The organism is Nostoc sp. C057, from assembly GCF_013393925.1.
In the GTDB taxonomy this organism is placed as follows: domain Bacteria; phylum Cyanobacteriota; class Cyanobacteriia; order Cyanobacteriales; family Nostocaceae; genus Nostoc; species Nostoc muscorum_A.
On the sequence record NZ_CP040281.1, the window covers coordinates 4701211 to 4726350 of the forward strand.

Annotated in this window: 15 protein-coding genes; 7 read left to right on the forward strand and 8 right to left on the reverse strand. The window is 41.6% G+C overall.

The genetic code is table 11. The annotated features are described in order from the left end of the window. Nucleotides 1-45 precede the first annotated feature (45 nt). The 3 genes from FD724_RS20195 to FD724_RS20205 form a co-directional block, all read right to left on the reverse strand. Nucleotides 46-1890, reverse strand: coding sequence for a tetratricopeptide repeat protein (locus tag FD724_RS20195; protein WP_179073857.1), 1845 nt, complete (start codon nt 1888-1890; stop codon nt 46-48). Between the two features lie 527 nt (nt 1891-2417). Then, entirely contained in the window at nt 2418-5600 is a 3183-nt protein-coding gene (locus tag FD724_RS20200; protein ID WP_179073858.1) for a PAS domain S-box protein, read from the reverse strand. Between the two features lie 302 nt (nt 5601-5902). After that, nucleotides 5903-7198, reverse strand: coding sequence for an adenylate/guanylate cyclase domain-containing protein (locus tag FD724_RS20205; RefSeq protein WP_179073859.1), 1296 nt, complete (start codon nt 7196-7198; stop codon nt 5903-5905). Nucleotides 7199-7362: 164 nt separating this feature from the next. Here FD724_RS20205 and FD724_RS20210 point away from each other — a divergent pair, with 164 nt between their 5' ends. Both FD724_RS20210 and FD724_RS20215 read left to right on the forward strand, forming a co-directional pair. Then, nucleotides 7363-8964 carry a DEAD/DEAH box helicase gene (locus tag FD724_RS20210; protein ID WP_179073860.1) on the forward strand — a complete coding sequence of 534 codons (1602 nt, stop codon included), beginning with the start codon at nt 7363-7365 and terminating at the stop codon, nt 8962-8964. After that, nucleotides 8894-10108, forward strand: coding sequence for a DUF790 family protein (locus FD724_RS20215; protein ID WP_179073861.1), 1215 nt, complete (start codon nt 8894-8896; stop codon nt 10106-10108). The genes FD724_RS20210 and FD724_RS20215 overlap by 71 nt, the downstream gene beginning before the upstream one ends. A gap of 95 nt (nt 10109-10203) precedes the next feature. On the opposite strand, the gene FD724_RS20220 is transcribed toward FD724_RS20215, so the two are convergent. Beyond that, nucleotides 10204-11535: a DEAD/DEAH box helicase gene (locus FD724_RS20220; RefSeq protein ID WP_114081309.1), complete on the reverse strand. Its 1332-nt coding sequence runs from the start codon at nt 11533-11535 to the stop codon at nt 10204-10206. A 291-nt stretch (nt 11536-11826) separates the two neighbouring features. On the opposite strand from FD724_RS20220, the gene infC reads away from it, so the two are divergent. Beyond that, entirely contained in the window at nt 11827-12261 is a 435-nt protein-coding gene (infC, locus tag FD724_RS20225; RefSeq protein ID WP_012409964.1) for a translation initiation factor IF-3, read from the forward strand. Between the two features lie 180 nt (nt 12262-12441). On the opposite strand, the gene FD724_RS20230 is transcribed toward infC, so the two are convergent. Next, complete coding sequence (locus FD724_RS20230; protein WP_114081308.1) at nt 12442-13056, reverse strand: TetR/AcrR family transcriptional regulator; 615 nt, start codon at nt 13054-13056, stop codon at nt 12442-12444. Between the two features lie 258 nt (nt 13057-13314). Here FD724_RS20230 and FD724_RS20235 point away from each other — a divergent pair, with 258 nt between their 5' ends. The 3 genes from FD724_RS20235 (at nt 13315) to FD724_RS20245 (ending at nt 16578) form a co-directional block, all read left to right on the forward strand. Beyond that, entirely contained in the window at nt 13315-14622 is a 1308-nt protein-coding gene (locus FD724_RS20235; RefSeq protein ID WP_179073862.1) for an HlyD family efflux transporter periplasmic adaptor subunit, read from the forward strand. Continuing rightward, on the forward strand, nt 14619-15794 hold the full coding sequence (devC, locus tag FD724_RS20240; RefSeq protein WP_179073863.1) for an ABC transporter permease DevC: 1176 nt from the start codon (nt 14619-14621) through the stop codon (nt 15792-15794). Before FD724_RS20235 ends, devC begins: the two co-directional genes overlap by 4 nt. Before the next feature lie 73 nt (nt 15795-15867). Continuing rightward, nucleotides 15868-16578, forward strand: a complete 711-nt coding sequence (locus FD724_RS20245) for a DevA family ABC transporter ATP-binding protein (protein ID WP_114081305.1) — start codon at nt 15868-15870, stop codon at nt 16576-16578. Nucleotides 16579-16709: 131 nt separating this feature from the next. Here FD724_RS20245 and FD724_RS20250 read toward each other — a convergent pair whose 3' ends face one another. The 3 genes from FD724_RS20250 to FD724_RS20260 form a co-directional block, all read right to left on the reverse strand. Continuing rightward, nucleotides 16710-18215: an NB-ARC domain-containing protein gene (locus tag FD724_RS20250; protein ID WP_179073864.1), complete on the reverse strand. Its 1506-nt coding sequence runs from the start codon at nt 18213-18215 to the stop codon at nt 16710-16712. A 4-nt stretch (nt 18216-18219) separates the two neighbouring features. Beyond that, nucleotides 18220-18564 (reverse strand): hypothetical protein, encoded by a 345-nt coding sequence (locus tag FD724_RS20255; protein ID WP_179073865.1) that lies wholly within the window; start codon nt 18562-18564, stop codon nt 18220-18222. A 146-nt stretch (nt 18565-18710) separates the two neighbouring features. Further along, the gene (locus tag FD724_RS20260; RefSeq protein WP_179073866.1) at nt 18711-21362 is read right to left on the reverse strand and encodes an AAA family ATPase; all 2652 of its coding nucleotides are present in this window, start codon (nt 21360-21362) and stop codon (nt 18711-18713) included. Between the two features lie 347 nt (nt 21363-21709). On the opposite strand from FD724_RS20260, the gene FD724_RS20265 reads away from it, so the two are divergent. Beyond that, the gene (locus FD724_RS20265; protein WP_179073867.1) at nt 21710-24190 is read left to right on the forward strand and encodes a VIT domain-containing protein; all 2481 of its coding nucleotides are present in this window, start codon (nt 21710-21712) and stop codon (nt 24188-24190) included. Nucleotides 24191-25140 lie beyond the last annotated feature (950 nt).

Genomic DNA, 25140 nt, shown 5'->3' on the forward strand with positions numbered 1-25140 from the left:
GGGGAGCAAAAAGCTGAATTTTTCGTTGCTCAGAGATTTTAGAAGTCACATATCTTGCTTGTATATCTCTAATAATTTTGGAATGTAATCATACCCATCTACACCGATAACCGCAATTATTTTAGGGCGATGTTGCTGTAAGAACTTTTGGAAAGTTTCTGCCCCAATTTGCCCCTGCAAGATTGTTAGTAACCCTGCTGCTTGCCGCCACTCATTAGAAGCAATTTGCTCCAAAAGATACATTCCCAAGCAGCCTGTGTAAACGGTTTTTTCAGAATTTTGGAGATGATAATAAGCTTCTGCCAAATAAGCTAAGTTCCGCCCTTGAAGATACAAATCGCCGGAAACTTGCGCTGTTTTAAAGCCATCCTCCAGATATTTAATTGCAGTTTGGTGTTCTCCAATTACTAGATAAGCGATTCCTAAGCTGCTGACACATAAAGCTTTACTTTGAATATCGCCTAATTTTTCTGATAGTTTTAAACCTTGTTCTAAATAGTTAATTGCGGCTTCGTAAGTTTCAGGTTCTAGATTCTCCAGTTCTTGAGCCTGCATGACTTCGCTGTAACCTAAATTTACTAGTGCGTTAGCTTCCCCTGTTCTATCGCCTGCTTGCCGACTCAATATTAATGCTCGTTGGCTGTAGTTAATTGCTTCAGCATAATTTTGCTGTTGCACGTAGGTGCGGCTGAGGTGGTTGAGATTGGCAATTTCACAGGCGCGATCGCCTGCATTTCTGGCTATCTCTAACGCCTGCTGATGAAAATCAATTGAGCGCTGGTATTGCCCCATAGCACGCTGAGAATAACCTAAAAGGGTCAAAATCCGCGCCTTTTCTTGGGTTCCCTCACCTCGTCGCAATGGCTCATCCAAATAATCTAGGGCATCTCGTAAATAAGTGCCAGTAAAAGAGGCAAATATACCGCCGTAAAAGGGAAAATATGGACGCTGGGCAAAGGTTCGCAAAATCTGGAGCATGATTTGAGAACAGGCATCGGCGTATACTGTGCCAATGCTTCCAAAACCACTTGCTAATTGACTCCAAATCACTGCAAAGGTCAAAAAAGTCGAAATGGACAACTTTGGCCCGGCCTTAACATCGTAAGCTTGTTGGTCAAACCAGTTAATTAGCCCCCGTTGCAAGAACTGTAAAATTAATGCCATTTCCACCCAATCTCTCAGGGTGATTCCCCGTTGTCGCTGGGCAAACTCAATTGCCGATTCTTCCATCGCTAAGGTGCGAAGCAGTGCTTTGGGTAACTCACTATTGAGTTGTTTCGCCCAACTTGCCCAAGGGCCACGTTCTCCCGGTACACCGCCAAATCCTAAAGCTTCTTTTTGCTCGTACATCCAACTGAGCAAGTTGTCTTGCAATCGCTGCCAAGAAGCTAAACCACGGGTAATCCCTTCGGAAAATTGTTCTAAATCGCTATCTGCCTGGGCAAATTGCTGTAATGCTTTTGATAATTGCTGTAACTGTTGCAAATTTAGCGGATACTTCTGATTTGGGTCAGTAATCCGTAAAAATGTCGCCAGTCGCTCGTCAGATGGGGCTGTGGTTATTTCTGTAACCACAGAAGCGATCGCTTCTGTTGTTTTGTTTTGTTCTTGCCAACGTTGCCATTGACTCTGAATAGTCTTAATGGCTCTCAAACTGCGAGTAGCTTTGGCTTTCTTGAGTTCGTCTTTTTCACCATCTACTTGGCTTTGGAGGGCATTCAAGCGATCGCTCAAAGCTAACTCAAATACCTCCCCTGTACCGGAAGTAATGCCTTTAAGCAGCATTTGGTACACCATATCAACAGAGCTAATTTTGCCCTTGAGGGTGGTTTCAACAATTTCATCGATTAAGGCTATATAGCAATCGCGCAATGGCAGAGAATCTGACACTTTAGCTACTAAGAAACGTCACGTCAATTCTAATTCTAGTCTAGTGGGGAGAAGGGGGAAGGGGACAGGAGAGCAGGAGGAAACTTGGTTCATCCATTATGGAACTGGTTGACATACTCCCCGGCGTGTTTGCCCTTGGCGTTCCCGTTCGCGCAGCGTCTCCGTCAGGAGAAGGATACGCACGGTGATTCTGGAGTAATGAGTAATAAGTAATAAGTAATGAGTAAATACCCATTTTTCATCCACTCATTACTCATTACTCCTTACTCATTACTTTAAAGCATTGCGTGAAGCACAGGGTTTCAGACCCATATTTTTGATGAATCCACCTCTGAACTCCGTCGTCGAGTATTTGAACCGGATGAATCCACCTTTGAACTCCGTTCACGAGTATTAAAGGCTCATTCATAAGCCTTTAATACTCGTAAACCATTATAAAAATTCATCAAACAAGGCAAAAGTAAAAAGCAAAAGAAATATTAAATTCATCTTGAATTTTTACTTTTTAATTTTTAATTTTTAATTCTTCAAGTGCGTCCAGTGAGGTTGGCAACTACAACTGCTAATTCGGAAGGATTTACTGGCTTGGGGACGTGGAGTTGAAAGCCTGCTAACAACGCTTGGGTTCGATCTTCTGCCCTAGCGTAGGCTGTCAGCGCCACTGCTGGAATCCGCCCTCCTTGATCTGTTGGTAGCGCCCTCACTTGACGAATTAGTGCGTAGCCATCTTGTTGTGGCATACCGATATCACTCACCAGTATATGGGGGCGAAATTGTTGCAAAGCAAGCAGGGCTTCACAAGCAGATGCTGCTGCTATGACTTGCGCCCCATACTGTCCCAGAATTGTGGTGAGTAAATGACGCGCGTCTGCCTCATCATCAACAATTAGCACTCGCAAGTCATCTAATCTCGGCAGGTAATTATTAGCCTCGGCGACATCCACCAGAGATGAAGGCTGTTCTGCTGTATTAGCCTCTACATAAACGGCTTTCATCGGCAGATTGACAATGAATGTCGCTCCCTGTCCAACTCCTAGACTTTCGACAGAGACTGTGCCACCGTGTAATTCTACCAAGTGACGGACGATCGCTAACCCTAATCCTAGTCCGCCGTGCGATCGCGTGCTGGAACTGTCAGCTTGACGAAAGCGTTCAAATACATGGGGGAGGAATTCGGCAGCAATTCCCGCTCCCGTATCACTCACGCGAATTTGCACGGAAGATTCAATCCGCTCTAATTGCACATCAACTGTTCCGCCCTTGGGTGTAAACTTGACGGCGTTGGAGAGTAAGTTCCACACAACCTGTTGCAAGCGGTTGGTATCACCCACAACTACCCCAACTTCAGGATCGAATTTACACTTGATGTTAATCTCTTTAGCCTCAGCTGCTGGGCGCACAGTATCGATTGCCGCCTCTACAAGTGGTACAAGTTTTATCCGATGGATACTGAGATGAAGTGTGCCTCTAATAATCCGTGACACATCTAGGACATCTTCGATCAGTTGTGTCAGGGATTTAGTGTTACGCTCAATTGTTTCTAACGCCCGCGCAGTAGTAGCCTCATCAAACTTACGATTTCTCAGTAGCTGCGTCCAACCTAATATGGCGTTTAAGGGTGTGCGGAGTTCGTGGGAGAGGGTGGCGAGAAACTCATCCTTCATCCGGTTTGCTGCTTCTGCATCGGCGCGTGCTGCTTTTTCGCGCTCAAGCAGTTGTTCGCGTTCTTGCTCTGCTTGCTTGCGATCGGTAATATCGAGCATAAACCCATGTAGTAGCTGCGGCCCATTCTCATCCCGCACGACATTAACAATGTCATACAGCCACACAACTCTGCCATCAGCAGCCAACATTCTGTATTCAAATTCGTAATTATTCAGTGACAGCGAAGATTCTTGGCAATATTGAATAACCCACTCGCGATCTTCTGGATGTATATGTTTTGCCCAGAAATCATCGATATACCAGTCTGATAATGGATAGCCAAGAATCTCAACGGTTTGCGGCCCTACATAAGTAAAATTTCCGTTAGTGGCATTCACCTCCCAAGGAATTATGCGGACTTTTTCGGTTAGCGTCTTTAACCGTTTCTCGCTCTGTTTTAGTGCTGCCTCCGCTAACTTGTGAAGTGTAATATCTGTGATTAGGGCAACAAATCCTTCAACTTTTCCTTGCTCACTAAACTGGGGAACGTAACTTACATTTATGTAATGGTTTGTGCCATCTTTATGAGGTAATTGGGTTTCATAAGTGACTTCCTCTCCAGAAAGTACTGCTTCTACATAAGGAAGAATTGACTGATAAACCGACTCTCCCAGAATTTCTCTAATGTGTTTACCATAAATTTCGGAAGCGGGAAGCCCAAACCAGTCTTCATATTTCTTGTTATTAAAGCGATAACGCTGCTGAGTATCAACATAAGAAATCTGGACAGGCACAGCATTTGTAATTAGCCGCAGTTCATCTTCTCGTTGATGTAGTGCTGCTTCTGCTCGTTTGCGTTCTGTAATGTCGCGTTGAGTTCCCCATGCTCTGACTAAAAGCCCATTTTCGACAATTCCCACCAGATTATTCAAAAAATATTTGGAATTACCTTGCTTATCTATTTCGTGAGACTCTGCATCGATTAGTCGGTAATTAGAACGGATAAAATTACGCAGGTATGCAATATTATGTGGATCGGAGGGAATGAGAAAATCTCCTAGTCTGGCGTTGATAATTTCTTCGGCACGAGAACAGCCATACATCTGTGCCATTACATTGTTGCATTCGGCTAAGTAAACATATTGATAAAAATGTTGAATTTGTTCATCTTCTGGACAGTCTACCGAAATTGGTACTTCTAGTTCAATGCACCAAATACCTTCTGAACTCTGCTCTAAAAAAGCGCGGTAGCGTTCTTCGCTTTGGCATAGGGCAAGCTCTACCTGTTTGCGTTCGCGTAGCGCAGCTTGCTGTTCGCTTAAATCAAGGACAAAAGAGATAATATCGTTAGAATTATTTTCTAACAAAGCAGAACCTAGCAGGATGGGAACACAGTTCTGGTCTTTGCAGATGTATTCGTTCTCAAAAGGCTGACATACACCTTTGGCTTTGAGTTCTGCGTAGGCGTAGCCCGCCGTAGGCATCGCACTGTTGTTTGCTTCAATATATTTTGGTGAGATCATATCGCGCCACCGAACCCGCCCGGCAAGTAAATCTTCTTGCGAATAAACTACCATTCGTAAAAAAGCATCATTGGCTTCTGCGTTGGCGTAGCCCGCCGTAGGTATCGCTCCATCCATATTGGCTACAATTACCCCAATAATGTTGGACTCTACCAACCTTCTAAACTTTGCCTCGCTCACTTTTAACTTCTGCAAACTCATTTGAAGATGTTGTTTGGCAGTGCGTAACTCTGAGTTTAGCAAGGTGATGAATGTTGTCACCAGGACAAACAAGCCTAACCGTCTTATGTTGTCTAGACTCGCAACCGAGAGCGAAAACACTGGCTCTAAGAAAAAATAGCTAACAGTCAAAGTAGACAAAGCAGTAGCCAGCAACCCTGCTTCCATACCACCATACCAAGCACTAACCGCCACGGCAGCAAAAAATAGCAGGAAAATAGTTGGTTTCAGTAGTGGCTGTAGCAATAGTGTTAGTAGCAATGCGCTACCAACAGCCAATAGTACAACAGCATAGGGTGCTAGAAGGGAACGTGTTCCTTTCAATGTGGCTTCTCCTTTTATGCAGCTAGCTAAAGGATTATTCCCAAAATCAGCTAGAGAATGCGATGCGTTAGCCAGTCTGCGTTCGCTTCTAGCGTCTCGTAGAGAGCATCACAGCCCGTCGTAGACATCGCTCAATATTTATTATGCATCGGAATAATACACATTAAAGCAGTTATTTGCTGTGAATCTATCTAAAGGATTAAAGCTTAGTTTTAGCAGGGGTTAAATAGCTAAGATTTATCGCTCTAATTATATATTTTATATTTCTCTGTATCCGTCAAATAGCATAGCTGTAATTAATTTTAAAAATTAACTTCTTTTAGGATATAAGTCATCATTTCTCCTTTGCCTTTAACCTGAATTAAACCTCGTTTATCGAATAAGTATTTATCTTTTAAAAGCTGATAAGTTGCTTCACAGACCTGGATACTACCAGCTATTCCATGTGATTCCATTCTACTAGCAGTATTTACTGTATCTCCCCAGAGATCGTAAGCAAACTTTTTCAGCCCAATCACTCCCGCTACAACTGGACCTGTACTAATGCCAACACGGATGCTAAATAATTGATTATTTTCTGCATTAAAGATAGCTATAGCATTTTGCATGTCCAACGCCATATTAGCTATTGCTGAAGCATGATCGTTAGACTGATTTGGCAATCCGGCAACAGCCATATATGCGTCGCCAATAGTCTTAATTTTCTCTACTCCGTGAAGTTCTGCTAATTGGTCAAACAAACAGAATATTGTATTTAAGAACTCAACTAATTCCGTAGGAGATGTACGAGCTGAAAGCTCTGTAAAACCAACAATATCGGCAAATAATACCGTAACTTCCATAAAACTATCAGCAATAGTTGTAGGCTGTTGTTTTAATTGTTCTGCAATCATCCCTGGCAGAATATTTAGTAGCAGCCGTTCCGATTTTTGCTGCGCCAGTTCCATTGCTTTACGTGCATAAAATTCTTTTTTTCGCAAGCGTTCGTATAAGAATACAGAAAATACACAAATTATGCAAGTCCAAAAGAAGTATAATCCTTGTTCAGCATAAAAAGCTGATGGATTATTCAATATAGGATTATATAAGAAATATAAGGTTAAATAGCAAATTATTGTTCCGAATTGAGATATTAAATGCATCCACCATTGAACTGGTATAATTGTAGCCTGAGTGAGAAACATCAGAGTCCAAATATTGCTTCTAGGTTCCAGATTATTAAACAATAAAGCTATATCAATTTGGACAACACAAGTTACAGCCCAGCATAAACTCAAAAAAATTAAGTCAGGATGGCGACGACCAATAGAAGTTTTACATAAACCCCAACAAATAAGAGTGAATAATTCTACGACAATCCCAATTTTAAAAGCGTATATCTTGGCTTCTAAATATGAATTTGCCCAAAGGAAAAAAGCGATTAAAGTCAAGCCAGCTACCAGCATAATCTGCGCCTGCAATTGTAGCCGTTTCAGTAGAAAGCTCTGTCGCTGTTCTTTATAGGATTCGGCAAGGTTATTGTTGGTTTGCCGATTGGACATTCCGTGACTAATGAGGGCATCTAGTTGGGTTTTATCTGAGTTACTTGGATGAATCATGCACTTTTTGCGTTATTAGTAATCAATAGACTAAGGAGTAAAGAAGGGAATAGGGTACAGGTTACAGGGTACAGATTATTCCCTATCACCTGTCACCTGTAACCTAATCCCTATGCCCAATTCCCAATCCCCAATCCCCAATTCCCAATTCCCAATTCCCATAAATGGCTCGTACCCCTACACTAAATTTTGATCGTGGCACATTAATTTTGCATCCACCACCACGCGGCAAAGGCTGGATGGATTATGCGACGTGGGATGATAGAGTTGAAAAATTCCGCATTCCAGCAATTAGATACCGATCGCTAGTAGAAGCACTACAAGCGGAAGATGTGAATTTTATCGATGAGGCCAAGCAATTTTATCCTGTAGATTTGGTTCCCACTTTGGAAATGGAACCCTATCCCCACCAGACTGAGGCGTTAGCGGCTTGGAAACTGGCGGGTAGGCAGGGAGTGGTTGTGCTTCCCACGGCGGCGGGAAAGACTTATTTAGCACAAATGGCGATGCAGTCAACGCCGCGCACGACGCTGATTGTAGTGCCAACTTTAGATTTAATGCATCAGTGGTATGCACATTTGGTAGCAGCTTTTCCCGATGCTGAGGTGGGATTGCTGGGAGGTGGTTCGCGGGATAGAACAGCTATTCTCGTTGCAACTTATGATAGTGCAGCAATTCACGCCGAAACCTTGGGAAATCAATATGCGCTGATTGTTTTTGATGAATGCCATCATTTACCGACAGATTTTAATCGGGTGATTGCTGAATATGCGATCGCGCCTTATCGCTTAGGACTCTCTGCTACACCGGAACGTACTGATGGCAAACACGCTGATTTAAATATTCTCATTGGTGAAGAAGTATATCGCAAACGCGCCGAAGATTTGGCGGGGAAAGCGTTAGCAGAACATGAAATTGTCCAAATTAAGGTAAAGTTATCGCAACTTGAGCGAGAAAGATACAACCAACTCATTCAAACCCGCAATGACTTTTTGAAGCAATCGAAGATTTCTTTGGGAAGTCTACAAGGTTGGCAAATGTTTGTGCAGATGAGTGCTAGATCGCAATCTGGACGTAGGGCGATGTTAGCGCACCGGGAAGCGAAAGATATCGCTTTGGGGACTGATGGAAAGTTGCGAATTTTGATTAATTTATTGGCAGAACATTATCCGGCAAGAATTTTGATTTTTACTGCTGATAATGCAACGGTTTACCGGATTTCTCAAGAGTTGCTAATTCCGGCGATTACTCATCAAACTCCTGTGAAGGAACGGCATGAGATATTAACTAAGTTTCGAGAGGGTAAATATAATACTTTGGTTGCTTCTCATGTGTTGAATGAAGGCGTTGATGTACCTGCCGCTTCTGTGGCAATTATTTTATCGGGGACGGGTTCAGCTAGGGAGTATACTCAGCGCTTGGGAAGGATTTTAAGGAAGGGGAATATTGAAAATAAGCAAGCGATTTTGTATGAGGTTGTGGCGGAGGATACAAGTGAGGAGGGGACTTCGGCTAGAAGAAGAGGGGAGAGGAATAACGAACCGCAGAGGCGCGGAGGACGCAGAGAGGAAGAGGAGAGGAAGGGGAAGTTAGAGGTTGTGTATGGGAGTGGGAAGGAAAGGAGTTTGAAGGCTGCGGAACAGTTAGAAATTAATTATTCAACGGGAAGTTCAAAATCTAAAATCCAAAATTCAGATGTTACCGACAGACTTACTGATGCATCGCCAAAACGGGGAGGAGATCATCCCGAAGAGACTGAAGATTGATCAAAAAACTTCGGAGTTGGCGATTGAGTTAATTAATTATTTTCAATCAGCAGTGGGGAAGACTCAGGGTGTGCTTGAGCGACAACTGACTGATTTTGAAGGAGATTCTACAGATTATCGGGTGAAGCGAGGGTTAGCTTATATTCTCAAAAGCAGTTTTTGCACTTTTGAGGTGGTTAGTCCTTTGGAACCACAGATGTTAAGAGAACGGGTGTTTTCGTTGGCTGCAAAGTCTGTTTCTAGTCGAGAATCAACCCAAGCTACTCTGAGTAAAATTGCTGATGAGTTAACTCAAGAACTTGAGCGGGAAGTTCTACTAGAACAGGTTCGGAATGGACTATATGCTGATTTATCTGAAAATAAAATTTTGACAGTTTTTGATGCACCAACAGCGCCAGATTTGTTAAATCGATATAACTTATCTCAGGTGCAGGGTGTATTTTATAAGGCCAGTAAACTGGTGTTAAATGCTCATCGCAATGTTCCGGGTGAATATAAGCTGTTATTTCGCTATCTGAAGTTGTTTCAATTGATGGCTTATATTGAGGGCGATGCTGACCACGGGTTTACCATTACCATTGACGGGCCGACGAGTTTGTTTAATCCTAGTACACGATATGGGTTAGCGATCGCTAAACTTATTCCGGCTTTACTTCACGTTACTAAATGGAGTCTTTCGTCGATTCTCCAAACCCGCGATGCTTATACAAATAGTTGGAAAACTGGACGTTTCACCCTCAATTCCGAATGTGGTTTAGTATCCCACTATCCACCGGGGAAGCCTTACGATAGTATGTTAGAAGCATCTTTTGCTGATAAGTGGGATGCTTTAAAAAGTGGTTGGGCATTAGAGCGAGAAGTTGATTTAATACCGATTCCCGGTAGTGTAATGATTCCCGATTTTCGCTTAGTGCATTCTGATGGACGCACTTTCTTATTAGAAATTGTTGGTTATTGGCGGCCAGAATATTTACAAAAGAAATTTTCTCAGGTGCGGCGGGCTGGACGCGATGACTTAATTTTGGCAATTTCTGAACGGCTTAATTTAGAAAAGGCGGGAGTAAAATTAAATGATGTCCCCGCCAGAATTGTTTGGTTTAAAGATAAGTTATTGCCGAAAGCTGTCTTAGCTGTAATGGATTGATTATGGAGACTGGGTAATTGCTATTGGATATTTCATAATTGGAAAAGTCTTCCCTCATTCCCAGTCCCCAGTCCCCAGTCCCCAGTCCCCAGTCCCTACTTAGAACGACGCGATGCGGACGAACGAGCCCCAGGCTTCTCGCCGTTAGTCGCGGGTGGCGCTGCTTTACGTTTAGCTGATGTCCGTGGTAAAGGTTTAGGAGTCCGAGGCGATCGCTTTTCACCTCCAGATTTGGGTCTGTGTTGCCGTCCATTGGGGATTGGTTCGGCCGTTGTATCGGGGTTAGGGCCAAAGCCAGCCACTACTTCCCTTGGCAAACGCTGCTCAATCAGTTTTTCGATATCTGTCAATAGACTGTATTCATCGACGCATACCAGCGATACAGCTTCACCTGACGCACCAGCACGACCAGTTCGCCCAATGCGATGAACATAATCTTCCGGTACATTGGGTAGATCGAAGTTGACTACATGGGGTAGTTCACTGATGTCAAGACCTCTAGCTGCAATGTCTGTCGCCACTAATACCTGTAAGCTACCATTCTTGAATTTTGCCAGAGCATTGGTACGCACCGGTTGGCTCTTATTCCCGTGGATTGCCAATGCTTGAATGCGGTCTTCACCCAACTGCTTAACTAAACGGTCAGCGCCATACTTGGTACGAGTAAACACTAGCACTTGATACCAATTATCTCGCCGAATCAGGTGAGCAAGTAATTGACGTTTCTTGTCACGGTCTACTTGGTAAATTTTTTGGGCGATTGTCTCGGCGGTGACGTTGCGGCGTGCCACCTCAATCATCTTCGGGTTATTGAGCAACCCGGCGGCTAGTGCTTTAATTTTGTCCGAAAAAGTAGCGAAGAATAGCAAATTTTGTCGCTTTTTGGGCAAAAGTGCAAGGATGCGGCGGATATCATGGATAAAGCCCATGTCCAGCATCCGATCTGCTTCATCTAGAACTAAAACCTCAATATGTGACAGGTTTAGCGTGCCCTGCTGTACGTGATCCAGCAGTCGCCCTGGAGTAGCCACCAAAATATCCACTCGGTTCTTCAAACGCTGTTTTTGCAGATTAATACCGACTCCGCCAAACATCACCATCGAGTTTAGCTGCAAGTATTTGCCATACTCGCGCACGCTTTCTTCTACTTGGGCGGCGAGTTCACGAGTCGGGGTGAGAATCAGTGCCCGGATCGGGCGGTATCCATTAGATGTAACTTTGACGTTCTTTTCGGACGATAACCGATGTAGAAGTGGTAGGGTAAAACTAGCGGTTTTTCCAGTGCCAGTTTGTGCCCCAGCTAGTAAATCGCTACCCGATAAGACGGCAGGAATCGACTGTATCTGAATTGGCGTAGGTTCGGTGTACCCTCGCTCTGTAACCGCACGTATAATTTCATTGGACAAGCCGAGAGTAGAAAAATTCATAAAACTCCAAAAGTAACATCGGCCTGTCGCCAATGGCGGCGTCAGTCTTAGGCGGACGGATAAAAAAGTCTTGAAAGGCTGGATGGGCAGTAACGCAAAGACTGAAGAGCGAGTGCCACAGTCACACATTCTAACAGAATGTAGCCCATTGTGTGGTTAAAGTTGCTCTGATTCAGTGTTGTGTTAAATTAGCATTACTTGGGATATAAAGTATTGAACAATTAGGAGAAATTCGTTATCGCAATCCAAAAGCAACTGATTAATTCACAAATCAAGTCACCTCATGTCTTCTTGATTGACCATGAGAATAACAATCGTGGTCTAATCGACACCAATGAGGCGCTACAGTTAGCCGAGAGCCTAGAGCTTGACTTGGTTGTAGTCTCTCAAGGCAAAGAGGCCCCAATCGCCAAAATCCTGAATTATGGCAAGCTTCAGTATCAAAAGAAAAAACGTCAGAGCCAAAGTGCTAGACCTACGGTAAAAGAAGTTCGTTTCGGTTTAAACGTGGGTGTGGCTGATTACAATTTACGTATTGAAAAAGCAGTTGGGTGGTTGAGTAAAGGCGATTCGGTGAAGTTTGCCATTCGTTTACGAGGCCGAGAACATCAATATCGTGACCAAGCAGGAGAACTGCTAGACAGAATTGCAAAAGACCTCAGTCAAGTAGGTAAAATCCAGTCACTGGATAAACGCTCACTAATTGTTCAAGTCATTCCTGCCTAGTTAATCTTGCGATCGCTGGAGGATGTATTTGTGCCAGCTTTTAAAACTCCCACGGCCATGAAAACATTGCTATTGCTCGTTTTCAGATCAAGCCGTGGGATTTTAGCTCAAAGCTCAGAAACCAAAAAAGCCAGAGGATAGGCAACAGCACTCCATCAGCTAAGAATGGGACATGGCCAATCAATCGGCGCATTTAGTGATTAGGTGTGTCAACGCATCAATCAGGCGATCGCTTTCCATTGGTATAATGTCCCTCCCATGCATCACATCTTGAGTAATATGAAAATGCACCAATGCCCCTAAGAGAATTCTTGCTGTTGCCTCTGGGTCAGGTATTTTTAGCTCAGGAGCAGCCAAGTATTGAGTGAGAGTCTCCGTTACTGGCTTAATCATGGCATGAACACAAATTTGAGCTAACTCAGGAAAACGACCAGATTCTCCTATTAATACTCGCATAAATGCACTATGCTCTTGGTCGCTATTCATCAGTTCTAACGCTTTGGTTCCTATACCACGCAGTACGGCTCTTGGTTCTCCCTCAATGGGTACTGTGCCAAAAATAGAGTTATTCTTTTTGCTTGCTAGTTGCTCTATCAGAACTTTAAAAAGTCCTTCTTTATCTTGAAAGTGGCTGTAGACTGTCGCTTTAGAAACACCAGCCGCTACTGCTACCCGATCCATACTTGTACCAGCATAGCCATTTTGGAGGAACTCCTGCATTGCCCCTTGCAGAATTTGCTCTACTTTATCAACCGAATTATCTCGATCAACTTCGTCAGTTTTTATGCGTACCATTTCTTAATTATCCTCTCTTATAAAGAATTTTAATGAGTTAATCGGCATTTAATGCAGGAGACAGGAGTTATTTTTTTCTCCCAATCCCTCACTTTCCTTGATCCCCGTATTCTTGTTTTCATTTGGGTGGGGAAGGCAGGGAAAACGGGTTAATTGCCGAGTTGGACTTTTGACTATTGACTAAACTACTCCGTTTAGTTTAGCATTAATTGAACTGAACAGTTTAGTTCAATTTGCTAATGGTAAAAGGTGAACAGTATGGTGCAGAACTGGAAACTAGAGGATTTAAAGTCTTCCCAAAATCTTTTGCGAGCGCCTCTTACACTAGCAGTAATTACATCTTTGCTAATCGGTGGAGCTAGTGTTTATACGGTACTAAAGTTCCAGGCTACTTCTAATGAGAAGTCAGCCACGCCAGTAGCTGTTCAACCAGTGGTACAAACAGTGACAGCATTGGGACACTTAGAACCAAATGGAGAAGTCATAAAACTATCTGCAACTTCTTCGACCGAGGGAAGTCTGCTTCAGAAACTATTGGTGAAAGAAGGCGATCGCGTCAAGGCTGGACAGGTAATTGCAATTATGGATAGCCGCGATCGCTTGCAGGCAAGTTTAGTTGAGGCCCAAAAGCAAGTTCAAGTTGCCAAATCTAACCTTGACCAGGTAAAAGCGGGAGCAAAACAGGGAGAAATTGGAGCAAAGCAAGCTGCTGTCAGCCGTCTGCAAGTCGAACTAGAGGGAAACATCAAAACTCAGCAAGCCATAATCGATCGCCTAACAGCAGACTTGCAAGGACAACGAGAGAGCTTACAAGCAACGGTGGATCGCGTCGCCGCCGAAAAACGTAACGCTCAAGTAGATGTGCAACGCTACGAAGCTTTATACAAAGCAGGGGCAATTTCCAGTCAGCAAGCCGATCAAAAACGCTTGAGTGCAGAAACTTCTACTCAGCAGTTAATCGAAAATCAAGCCAACAAAACAAGAACTGTCGCAACTTTAGAACAGCAGATTAAAGAAGCCAAAGCTAACGGCAATCAAACCATCGCTAGCTTGCAACAGCAGATTAACGAAGCCAAAGCCACTCTTAACCAAACAGCTGAAGTCCGTCCGACAGATATTGCCAACGCTCAAGCAGAGGTAGACAGCGCTCAAGCGACTGTGGCAAAAATTAGAGCGCAATTGGATCAAGCTTATGTCCGCGCACCCGAAGCGGGACAAATTTTGAAGATTCATACACGAGCCGGAGAAACCGTTTCTAGTGACGGGATTGTAGAATTAGGTCGAACCGACCAGATGTATGCAGTTGCAGAAGTTTACCAAAGTGATATTAACAAAGTGCGATCGGGGCAACGGGTCAAGGTAATCAGCGATTCCATTCCCGAAGAATTACAAGGAACCGTTGATTGGACGGGGATGCAGGTACAGCGACAAAATCTGGTTAACAGCGATCCTTCTAGCAATATTGATGCCAGAGTAGTGGAAGTTCATGTGCAACTAGATCGAGCATCTAGCGCCAAAGCTGCCAAGTTTACCAATCTGCAAGTAAAAGCGGTGATAGAACTATGATTGGATTTATTCAACAACTGCGGCAGCGAACCCCTCTAGGATGGTTGCAATTGAGTCATGAAAAAAGCCGTCTGTTGGTAGCTTTATCAGGCATTGCTTTCGCTGATATTTTGATGTTCATGCAGCTAGGGTTTCAGACTGCCTTGTTTGACAGTAATACTAAACTGCACAACAGTATACAGGCTGATATTTTTCTACTTAGTCCTCAAGCCCGTAACGTCTTAAATGCGTCCACCTTTACACGGCGGCGACTGTATCAAGCAATGGATATACAGGGGGTGAAGTCAGCAGAACCAATGTATGTCAACATTGTCGATTGGAAGAATCCGAAAACACGCCAAAAGACATCTGTCCTAGTTATTGGGATTAATCCTGAAAAACCAGCTTTTAACTTACCAGATGTGAACAGCCAGATAGATCGGGTGAAGCTACCAGATACCCTGCTGTTCGATCGCGCCTCTAGAGGAGATTATAAAGAAGCGATCGCTCAAGTTGAACAAGGCTTGCCTGTAACTACTGAAATTGACCGCCGTACAATTACCATTAGTGGCTTATTTTCAATCGGCGCATCCTTTGCGGCTGATGGGAACCTAATTACCAGCGACCAGAACTTTTTGCGATTATTTCCTAAACGAGAAGCCAGCAGTGTCAGTGTAGGTTTGATTCAACTCGAACCAGGGTACGATCCAAAACAAATTAAAGCAGCTTTAGAATCTCATTTAGATAATGATATTAAAGTTTTGACCAAAGCTGAATTTATCGAATTTGAAACAGATTATTGGAAAAAAAATACAGCCATCGGGTTTATCTTTAACTTGGGTGTAGGAATGGGGTTTATGGTAGGCGTGATTATCGTCTATCAAGTTCTTTCTACAGATGTGAATTCCCATATCAAAGAGTACGCAACCTTCAAAGCAATGGGGTATAACAATCTCTATTTATTGGGTGTGGTGTTTGAAGAGGCGATAATTTTGGCAATCTTGGGCTTTATCCCAGGAATGATCGCACCTTTAGGACTTTACCGTCTAACTCGTAATGCCACTAATTTGCCACTTTACATGACCGTAGCACGAGCCACCACAGTGCTAATACTAACTATGATTATGTGTATTATTTCTGGTGCGATCGCCACTCGGAAATTACAATCCGCCGATCCCGCAGATATGTTTTAAATTTGTCATTTGTCATTTGTCATTTGTTACTCAAAAGGACTAATGACAATCATCACGAATAATCAAGCTATTTATGAGTAGTCAACCTGTAATCTCTGTTAAAAATCTCGATCATTACTTTGGTTCTGGTCAACTCCGTAAGCAAGTTCTATTTGATATCAACCTGGATATTAACGCCGGCGAAATTATTATTATGACTGGGCCTTCTGGTTCTGGTAAAACTACACTTCTCACCTTAGCCGGCGGCTTGCGTTCTGCCCAATCTGGCAGTTTGCAGATATTGGGACAAGAACTTTGTGGCGCTAGTACAGCACAACTTACCCAGGTGCGACGCAATAACGGTTACATTTTTCAAGCGCACAACTTGCACGGTAGCCTGACAGTACTTCAGAACGTCAGAATGGGCTTGGAAGTGCATAATAATATTTCACCAGCAGAGATGAAAACCCGTTCAGCCCAAATGTTAGAAGAGGTAGGATTAGGGCATCGGCTGAATTATTATCCTGATGATTTATCTGGGGGACAAAAACAAAGAGTTGCGATCGCTCGTGCGTTGGTAGGTCGTCCTAAAATTGTCTTAGCAGATGAACCCACCGCCGCGCTTGACAGTAAATCAGGACGAGATGTGGTCAACCTCATGCAAAAACTAGCTAAAGAACAGGACTGTACCATTCTCTTGGTTACTCATGACAACCGCATTCTAGATATTGCCGATCGTATTGTCTACATGGAAGATGGCAAATTAGTAAATGACGGTGCTGTTATCGTAAATTCAAGGGTTTAAATCCCCGACTCCAACTGTCTTTAATTTTGAAGTAATGAGTAATAAGTAATTGGTATTACTCATTACTCATTACTCATTACTCATTACTCATTTATTTAATGCAGCCGATTAGTTAGGCTGGTTGTTTTTTATTAAACTGATTCTATTCCTGAGAGGATCGCAACATTACTCTTGATGTAACCCATTGCCAAAGGAGATTGACCATTTAACAACAACAGAATCTGATTAAATATTTGTGGAAGAGTTGCACCATACAAATGCCAAAGCTTTTTCCAAAGTTGAGTTAAAATACGATCGCCTGCAATATCGTCAGTACCTGGCCGTAGCAACCAATGGGTTCGCAATATTTGAAAATGACGAATATCATGACTCTGCATAACTCGATGAATTTCTTGAGCAGTATGTTCTACCAATTCATCTGTAACCACTTTCATTATCAGGGGTTGCAATGTAAATGAGGGTTCATAATCACTGACCCATTTTTCTAAAAGCGATCGCCTTTCTAAGGCCACAATGCCCTCTAAAACCATCGCTGGATCAACGGATATCAGCAAATGGGTTTGCAATCGAGAGAATGAGACAGGTTCTTGCCAAATAGCCAGCCAGTAGAGAATGTCTTGCTCTAAGCCGGAAAGTTGCTCAAATTGCTGTTTGAGAATTACACGCAAGCGATCGCCTACAATTAGAGTATGCTGACTCAGAAAAGCAGCAACATTCCCAGCAAATACAGACTGAATCAATGGTGTGACTAGTTTCAACGCTAAGGGATTACCGCGATAAAGTTGAATTAAAACTGATAACCCCAGTTCCTTGCCTGTCAATCCCCTTGATTGTAATAATTCTACAGCCTCTATTTTTTGCAAGCCTTTGAGATTTAAACAGCGAAATGTTTTGCTATTAATTTCACCAGTGTTTATCTGTTCGCGGCTGCTAATCAGAATACAACTTTGATGCCGTTCTCGACTTAATTGTTGGATAAATTGACCATAGCTGAGGTCTTCTGGCTGGGAGAAAGTAGCCTCGAATCCATCCAATACCAACAGACAGCGACGTTTTTGTAACTGCTGTATAAGTTGTGCAGTACCTTGTTGAATATTTTGGGCAACGCTTTGCTCAAAGGAGTTTAGTAAGCTATTCAGCAGGGAAATGAGAGATGGGGAAGTTTGCAGAGACTTCCAAATTAAACAATCAAATTTTGACTGAATGCGGTCTACTAAAGCTAGTGCTAGGGTGGTTTTGCCAATACCAGCAATACCGTTAATGGTGATTAATTTACAGTTTTGGCTAGTTATCCATTCTTCTAACTGCGCCAATTCCTGATTTCGTCCATAAAAGCTTTCGATATCAGGTGCTTCATTGTAGTCTAAGTAAGGCGTAGTAATATCTGCAAGAAAATCTAAGTCTGCATTAGGTGAATCTGCGATCGCTTCCCAGTTGACAATACCAACAGCTTGACAGATAGCGATGAAAATTTCTCGCTGGATGCGATCGCCTTGCAAAAATCGGCGTAAAGTAGCTTTAGAGGTATGGGCATCTTGCCACCAACGCGCCGTGCTAGTTTTTGTCCAACCTAGACGTTGACGCGATTTGTCTACAATTGCTAATCCTGAATCAGAGGCTTTCAGCGAGTTTGACATACATCTATGGTTTAGATTCCGACTTATTTAAGAAGTCGGTAATCTGGGAATGATTTTCAAACAATTCTAATAAACCAATTGTACCCACAAAAAAAGTATAAATTCCATATTGAATTGGCTGATGATTTTTCCCAGGTGCATAAAAAGCGGCAATTATTCCTTCAATGAAATGAGCCGATAATGCAAAGTGAGCAATTATCAAAACTCGATTTAAGATAATAGGTAGATAATTGTTAGTTGCTAATGCTTGAATATGCCATAATTCTAAGCCTATTGCACTGGCGATCGCTACTATTGATATTACTTTAATTACAAAAAATGATTTTTCTTTAAAATAATTTAAATTCATTTTATTTACCAATATTTTATTTCAATTTTCCCAATATTCCAGAGCTACAGGTTCTGTTGGAGCTTCATAACGGTATGGTTGTGTATCGTGCAAAGGATAAAAATCTGTATCTGAACTCTCTCTACGTAATAACAGAAGCTTTCAAGTTAACTAGAAGCTGTAGAATCAGCGTTGCCTATATTATTTTTACTCTTCGATTTTTTAACATTCATAGTTTTTGCTTCAGATGATGAAGAAGTATCTGAATCATCATGATCTAACGGAGAAGCTTTAGATGACTCTAAACTCTGATTATTGCCTGATGAATTAATTGATTTACCTTCATTAATAATTTGTAAATTTTCCTGTTTTTCTTGACTTGCAAACTTGCCTAAATACTTAAGACGTTGTAAATCTTGCTTGAATTTTTCATAATTCTCTACACGTTCACCCAAGTTAAAGTTAAGCTGGTAATCATTTCTAATACATCCTATACCTTTTCTAATTTCATCACTATCAAAACTATCATCTGAAATTAAAAGAGCTTCTAGTTTTTCTAAAAACTGTACAACATCTTCCCGATTAGCAGTATTTGGATGATTAGAGAAAAAACTCTCCTCAATATCTTTCAGCTTTTGAGAAGCTTTTTCTCTAGTGCGCTCAAGTTCTGCTAAAGATTTTCGTCTGTCAAGTTCTCGAAATAATATCTTGAAATTGAATTCAAATTTATCTAAAGCGTCAGTATATTTCACTTCTCGATTTGTGTCTCTTTTTAAAGAGTTAATTACTTCAACAACGCTGCGTGCAAACCCTACTTTATCAAGATAGTGTGGATCTTTTGAACATTTCTTAACGCAAGCATCTACAGCATCAAACATTGTTTCACCTAATTCAACTTTTTGCTGAACAAATTCTTCCGTAATATCTCTAGTGTCACGCTCCCTAATACCCCGCACCTCTGAAGCAAATTTTTGAGCAGCTAAAATACTAATAGGTATTGGTATTAAATCTTCAACTTCAGGACTTGAAAGTGTTTCATGAAAATTAACACCTAATTGCCTCAAATCACCAATTTGCAGGACAAATTCTTCTTTTAGTGGTGGTTTTTTTCGAGGACCATAACCTTTCTTAGTTAATTCTTTTTTAGCGTTATTACCGGAATCATCACTATCTAGTAAAACAATTACTGCTGGTTGTTCTGAGTCACGTCCACGAGCTAGATAAGTTAAGTATGGAATATTTGATGCTCCCTCAGCAGGAACAATAGTCACTTCGTTCAGATCAAGTGATTCACGCTTGGAAGCTACATCAAAAGTACGTAAGTAAGTTGATACTCCTGCAAGAAGGACTTGATCAACAGGTCCTTCTACCATTAAATTGCAATGACTGATATAAACAGTTTCAGCTACAAAAGCACCAAATGCAGAACGCAGTGGTTCATAGTGATTTCTAGATACACTTTTTACTACACGAGTACCTTCATAATCACTTCCTTTATCTAAAACTCGAATTCTTTCGCCGTGATTTTTATCTATCAAAAATGGTGAATGAGTTACATATACTACCTGAGAGGCTGATTTTCCATTTTCTGAATTTGCAACTTCCTCAAAGATTTTCAATAAATCTTGCTGCGCTCGACTGGATAGGAAAGCATCAGGCTCGTCCATTAATAGAATTTCAGGGACATTATTTGGAGGTTCATAGGAGCGATGCTGAATGAAGTAACTAAGGAAATACTTCAAACCATTACTACGTTCATCAAAAGAATATTTTGTTCCTGTTCTGTCAACTATTGTGAATTCCAGATTATGATCTTTTGCTGACATGAGTAAGCGAAATTTGCTATCTTGAACCCAATAGTTTGGAAAGTTAAGATTTGCCGATAGTTGTCTATTTATTTTATCTATTATAGCCTGTGTATACCCTACATCATTAGCTTCCATTGAATGAGCTAAATCTAGCAAATTTATCTCATTAACTTCAGCTATTGTACAGAGTAGTTGGTAAGTTAGATTAACCTCTTGTTCTTGCTTATCTTTATCTTTTTCGTTTAAATTGCTATCGGGATTCGATAAAATATTGATAATTTCTTGTATTACATTATTGGATACCTTATCTTCATTAGAAGTATATGGATTTTTAGAATTATTAAATCTTTCGGGGTTATGATAAAACTCATCTATTAACTTACGAATTCTTTGACGATGAGTAGTTGAAAGTATTTCATATCTAGTACAATCAGCTTCCCCTTTTACTTTTTGAACAAGTTTTTGAATTGGTATACTTGAAGGAAGTGCTATGTTACTCTTCAGCCTGCGAGTTCCTGGTAGTATTTTTATAAACTCATCTACTTTTTCAGGATCAACTTCATGAGAGGAATATTTTCCCTCGTCTTCAGGAAGGTATATACTGAGCAAGTTGCCACTAGTCCTAAAAAGAAAAAATCTATCTAATGGACGGCTTTGAGAAATATCAGATAGTTTTTTGATGTGCTTACACTCTATCTCAGATAGACATGACCATTCTGTACCAAAGTCAGGTAGACGATTTTTGTCAGAAGTTACAAGAAAACGCTCTGAATAGCGACAAAAATCTCTTGAAGAAATTGGTTGTTTTTTAGAGTCGTATTCAATAGCATACCCAGTAATTGCTTTTTCAATGGCACTTAAAAGATGAGACTTACCTGATTCATTTGCACCTACAATAGCTGTGATTTTTGGATCTATCGGTACTTGAATATAGGGATACCACATTTCAGTATCATCGGCTTTAATGATTTCCCAAGGCTTTTTATGTACTCTAGAATCATGTTGCTTCATATAGTCAACATTGAATGACTTATAAAATCTAACGAAAACTGAATCGAGACGCATAAGTTTTATCTTGATGTAAGTGTATTATTAGCTATTAAGTTCGCCCATGTATACTTATTGCAATAAGTGTTTTAATATATTCATTTTTGGTATTTTTTATTACATCAGTATACTGCTAAAATCATATAGGCTGCAAGTAGTATCTAAAAAAATTAGTTAGTATATGCTTAAACGGAACTGAATATTTCACCTTAAACCCATCACTGAGCATCAAGTGAGCATAAAACTGAGCATATCTCCCAGAAAAACCCGCCTACGCTAGAGACAGCAAACAAAAGCGTCAGGTAAATATTATGACTCAAACCCTAGAACAACAAACCAGTGGCTTATATCTGCAAAACTCCAGCCAACAGATTGCCTTTCCCCTCAAACACACGGAAGTAAAAGCCAAAATCGCTGGTAACATCTCACGGGTGGAAGTTACCCAAAGCTTTGAAAATCCCTTTACCACAACCCTAGAAGCCGTTTATATCTTCCCCTTACCCGATGAAGCCGCAGTTGATGATATGCTGATTCGCATAGGCGATCGCACAATTCAAGGCAGCATCAAAAAACGCCAAGAAGCTGTAGCCATCTACGAACAAGCCAGAAAACAAGGACAGACAGCCGGACTCCTCGAACAAGAACGAGATAATATCTTCACCCAATCCCTGGCAAACATCAAACCAGGTGAACAAATCGATGTGATTATTCGCTACAGCGACAGCCTAAAATTTGAGGGTGGAAATTACGAATTTGTCTTCCCAATGGTTGTTGGCCCCCGTTACATTCCCGGAATCACCATCGAAGAAGATGCAGTCGGGGGTGGTTCAGCTATTGCACCCATGACTTTAAATCAAGATACCGATTTAGTTCCAGATGCTTCCCGCTTAAACGCTCCCATTTTGCCAGCAGGAATGCGCTCAAGTCATGATATTAATGTCACCATCGAAATTAATGCTGGCGTTGAGATTCAAGATATTAACTCACCCTCTCACCAAATCCAAATCATCCGTGAAGGACAGTTGGTAAATGTCAAATTAGGAGGTGGAGACACTATACCCAACAAAGACCTAATTTTACGCTACCAAGTTGCCAGTAATAACATTCAAACAACCACGCTGAACCAAGCTGATGAACGGGGTGGACACTTCGCACTCTACCTGATTCCCGCCTTTGAGTATCGTCCTGATGAGATTGTCGCCAAAGATATGGTGTTTCTCATCGACTCCTCCGGTTCCCAAAGTGGCGAACCACTGATGCAATGTCAAGAATTGATGCGTCGTTTTATCAATGGACTCAACCCTGACGACACCTTTAACATTATTGATTTTTCCGATACCACACAGCAACTCTCACCCGTTCCTATTCCCAATACTTCTGCAAATCGTTTATTAGCAATCAACTATATTAATCGGTTAAACGCTGGCGGTGGAACCGAGATGTTAGGCGGTATTCGCACCGTCTTAAACTTAAAAGCCACAAATCCGGGACGCTTGCGAAATATTGTTTTACTAACTGATGGCTATATCGGCAACGAAAACCAAATTTTAGCAGAAGTTAAACAGCGTCTTCAGCCAGGAACCCGCCTTCATAGCTTTGGTGCAGGTAGTTCGGTAAATCGTTTCTTACTCAATCGGATTGCAGAATTAGGACGGGGTATTGCTCGGATTATTCGCCACGATGAACCTGTAGATGAAGTGGTAGAAAAATTCTTCCGCCAAATAAATAATCCAGTCCTCGCCAATATTCAATTGCAATGGGAGGGTGATGGGGAATCCCCAATTATGTATCCCTCTACACCACCAGATTTATTTGCAGAGCAACCGTTAGTGCTATTTGGACGCAAACCAGACGCGCATTCGGGAAAGTTGCACATCATTGGCATTGCTGCGGGTGGTAGGCGTTATCAGCACACCTTTCAACTAAATTTTCCCCAAACAGGTAATCCCGCTATTGCTCAACTTTGGGGACGTTCCCGCATCAAGGATTTAATGAATCAAATGGTTAGTGGAGACACAAAGGGAGGTGTGGAAGCAGTCACAGATACAGCTCTGACTTATCAACTGTTATCGCAATATACCGCTTTTGTTGCCGTCAGTGATGATATTAGAGTCAATCCCAATCAGGATTTCATCTCTGTGCAAGTACCTGTAGAAATACCTGAAGCAATCAGTCATGAAGGTATTTTTAGTAACGTGACTTTTGGTGCTGCTCCTGGCGGTGGAATGGCAAGAAGTCGCAGGGAAGCAAAGAAACAATCTGCACCACCCGTATCATCCCCAATGTCTGTATTACCACCACCATCCCCAATGTCTGCACCAGCAAAACCGATGCAACGGTTTGAAGAAATGGAGTCATTGGCGATGGAATGCGATATTCCAGCATCAGAGCCAGAAATCGGATTTGCAGATGATGATTTTAGTAATTTTGATAGCCTGTTATCAGTTCCCGAAAAATCGATGCCACAATTGGAAGATTTAGAAGCTTTACGGAAAGAAGAATCTTCTGTCCCTCATTTACAGGTTGTGAGCGTGACGGGATTGAATCAGCAGATGATTTCTCTGCTGACTCAATACTTGCAAGCAATTCAACTCCCTAGAGGTTTCGGTGGTGATTTGGTATTTGAATTCCAGGTTAGCCGGGGACGGGTGAGACAGTTAGTACTGGATGAACAGGCTTCATCTCTGAAGGAACAGACGGTGATTGAATTAATTAAGCGATCGCTTTTGGCTTGGCTACCCTCCCATTCCCTCACCAGTACTGTGCTGTTAACACTTCGGATTCAACCGTAATCGCTCCTTTATTAAGATAGTAGAGAGCGATCGCTAAAAGGGTTGGCGTAGGCAGAACTCGACTTTATCCAAAATTAAGAACTTGGTTCTCTTTATAGAGCAAAAGCCTTAGCTTTTTGGCAAAAACTTTTTCCATATCACTGATTCACGCTAAAATCGAAAAAGTAAAACTACTGTCCTACAAAGGTTTCAGCGCCAGATGGAGTGTTGCCAAAAAATGGATAAAGTCGAGCTAAGTGGTAATGCAAGATAAGTGACTTATGCTACCGCTTGGTTGATGGCATACTTTAGATTCAAAGAAGTAAGAAGAGTAAAAAATATTCATCAACAAAATTGGCTCAGATTTGTGAACCAGTTTTTTTTAGCAGAAGTACTTGATATAAGTACTTTTGTCTAGATTAGTTACTACCACAAAAAAAACTGTCATAATTACAATCAGGTAAACACTCACTTCAGAAATATATTAAGAATAGAGGTTCAATAATTTCTCTATACTGAAGTCTTAAATGCTATTAAAAATTGAAATATTTTTTCTGAAAGCAACAATTTCAAAAAACGTAAGACATACTTCTGATGTATTTTCTTCGTAGTTATGTTTGAAATTGTTAAGTTTTATGTTGAAAATTACGGTACTTGTTTTTGTAGTGTTGTCTCTGTTTTATATTTTACTTTTAAAAGATGCTGACACGTCTATGGTTTATATGCTTGGTGCAATAGTTTGTACACTTTTATTAATAAATAATAAACTCTAATCTAGAAATTAATGGTTCTTCAGTACAGCTTCGAGAGCTTGACATTGTTCATTAGACAGATCCGGAAATTTGCAAAGTTGGTCTACGTCTGGGTTTTCTTCATAGTGTTAACACCGAACTAGGGGAAAAAATCAAAAAAGCCAGGGAGGGAGATAAACGCTCTCTATCCCCGATTTATGATGTCTTTTTCGATGTCTA

Bases quoted from the DNA above. Each gene is read 5' to 3' on its own strand.
- FD724_RS20205 (WP_179073859.1), bottom strand. From the start codon at position 7,198: ATGATTCATCCAAGTAACTCAGATAAAACCCAACTAGATGCCCTCATT.
- FD724_RS20265 (WP_179073867.1), top strand. From the start codon at position 21,710: ATGACTCAAACCCTAGAACAACAAACCAGTGGCTTATATCTGCAAAAC.
- FD724_RS20235 (WP_179073862.1), top strand. From the start codon at position 13,315: ATGGTGCAGAACTGGAAACTAGAGGATTTAAAGTCTTCCCAAAATCTT.
- FD724_RS20245 (WP_114081305.1), top strand. From the start codon at position 15,868: ATGAGTAGTCAACCTGTAATCTCTGTTAAAAATCTCGATCATTACTTT.
- FD724_RS20250 (WP_179073864.1), bottom strand. From the start codon at position 18,215: ATGTCAAACTCGCTGAAAGCCTCTGATTCAGGATTAGCAATTGTAGAC.
- devC (WP_179073863.1), top strand. From the start codon at position 14,619: ATGATTGGATTTATTCAACAACTGCGGCAGCGAACCCCTCTAGGATGG.
- FD724_RS20220 (WP_114081309.1), bottom strand. From the start codon at position 11,535: ATGAATTTTTCTACTCTCGGCTTGTCCAATGAAATTATACGTGCGGTT.
- FD724_RS20230 (WP_114081308.1), bottom strand. From the start codon at position 13,056: ATGGTACGCATAAAAACTGACGAAGTTGATCGAGATAATTCGGTTGAT.
- FD724_RS20210 (WP_179073860.1), top strand. From the start codon at position 7,363: ATGGCTCGTACCCCTACACTAAATTTTGATCGTGGCACATTAATTTTG.
- FD724_RS20255 (WP_179073865.1), bottom strand. From the start codon at position 18,564: ATGAATTTAAATTATTTTAAAGAAAAATCATTTTTTGTAATTAAAGTA.
- FD724_RS20215 (WP_179073861.1), top strand. From the start codon at position 8,894: ATGTTACCGACAGACTTACTGATGCATCGCCAAAACGGGGAGGAGATC.
- FD724_RS20260 (WP_179073866.1), bottom strand. From the start codon at position 21,362: ATGAAGCAACATGATTCTAGAGTACATAAAAAGCCTTGGGAAATCATT.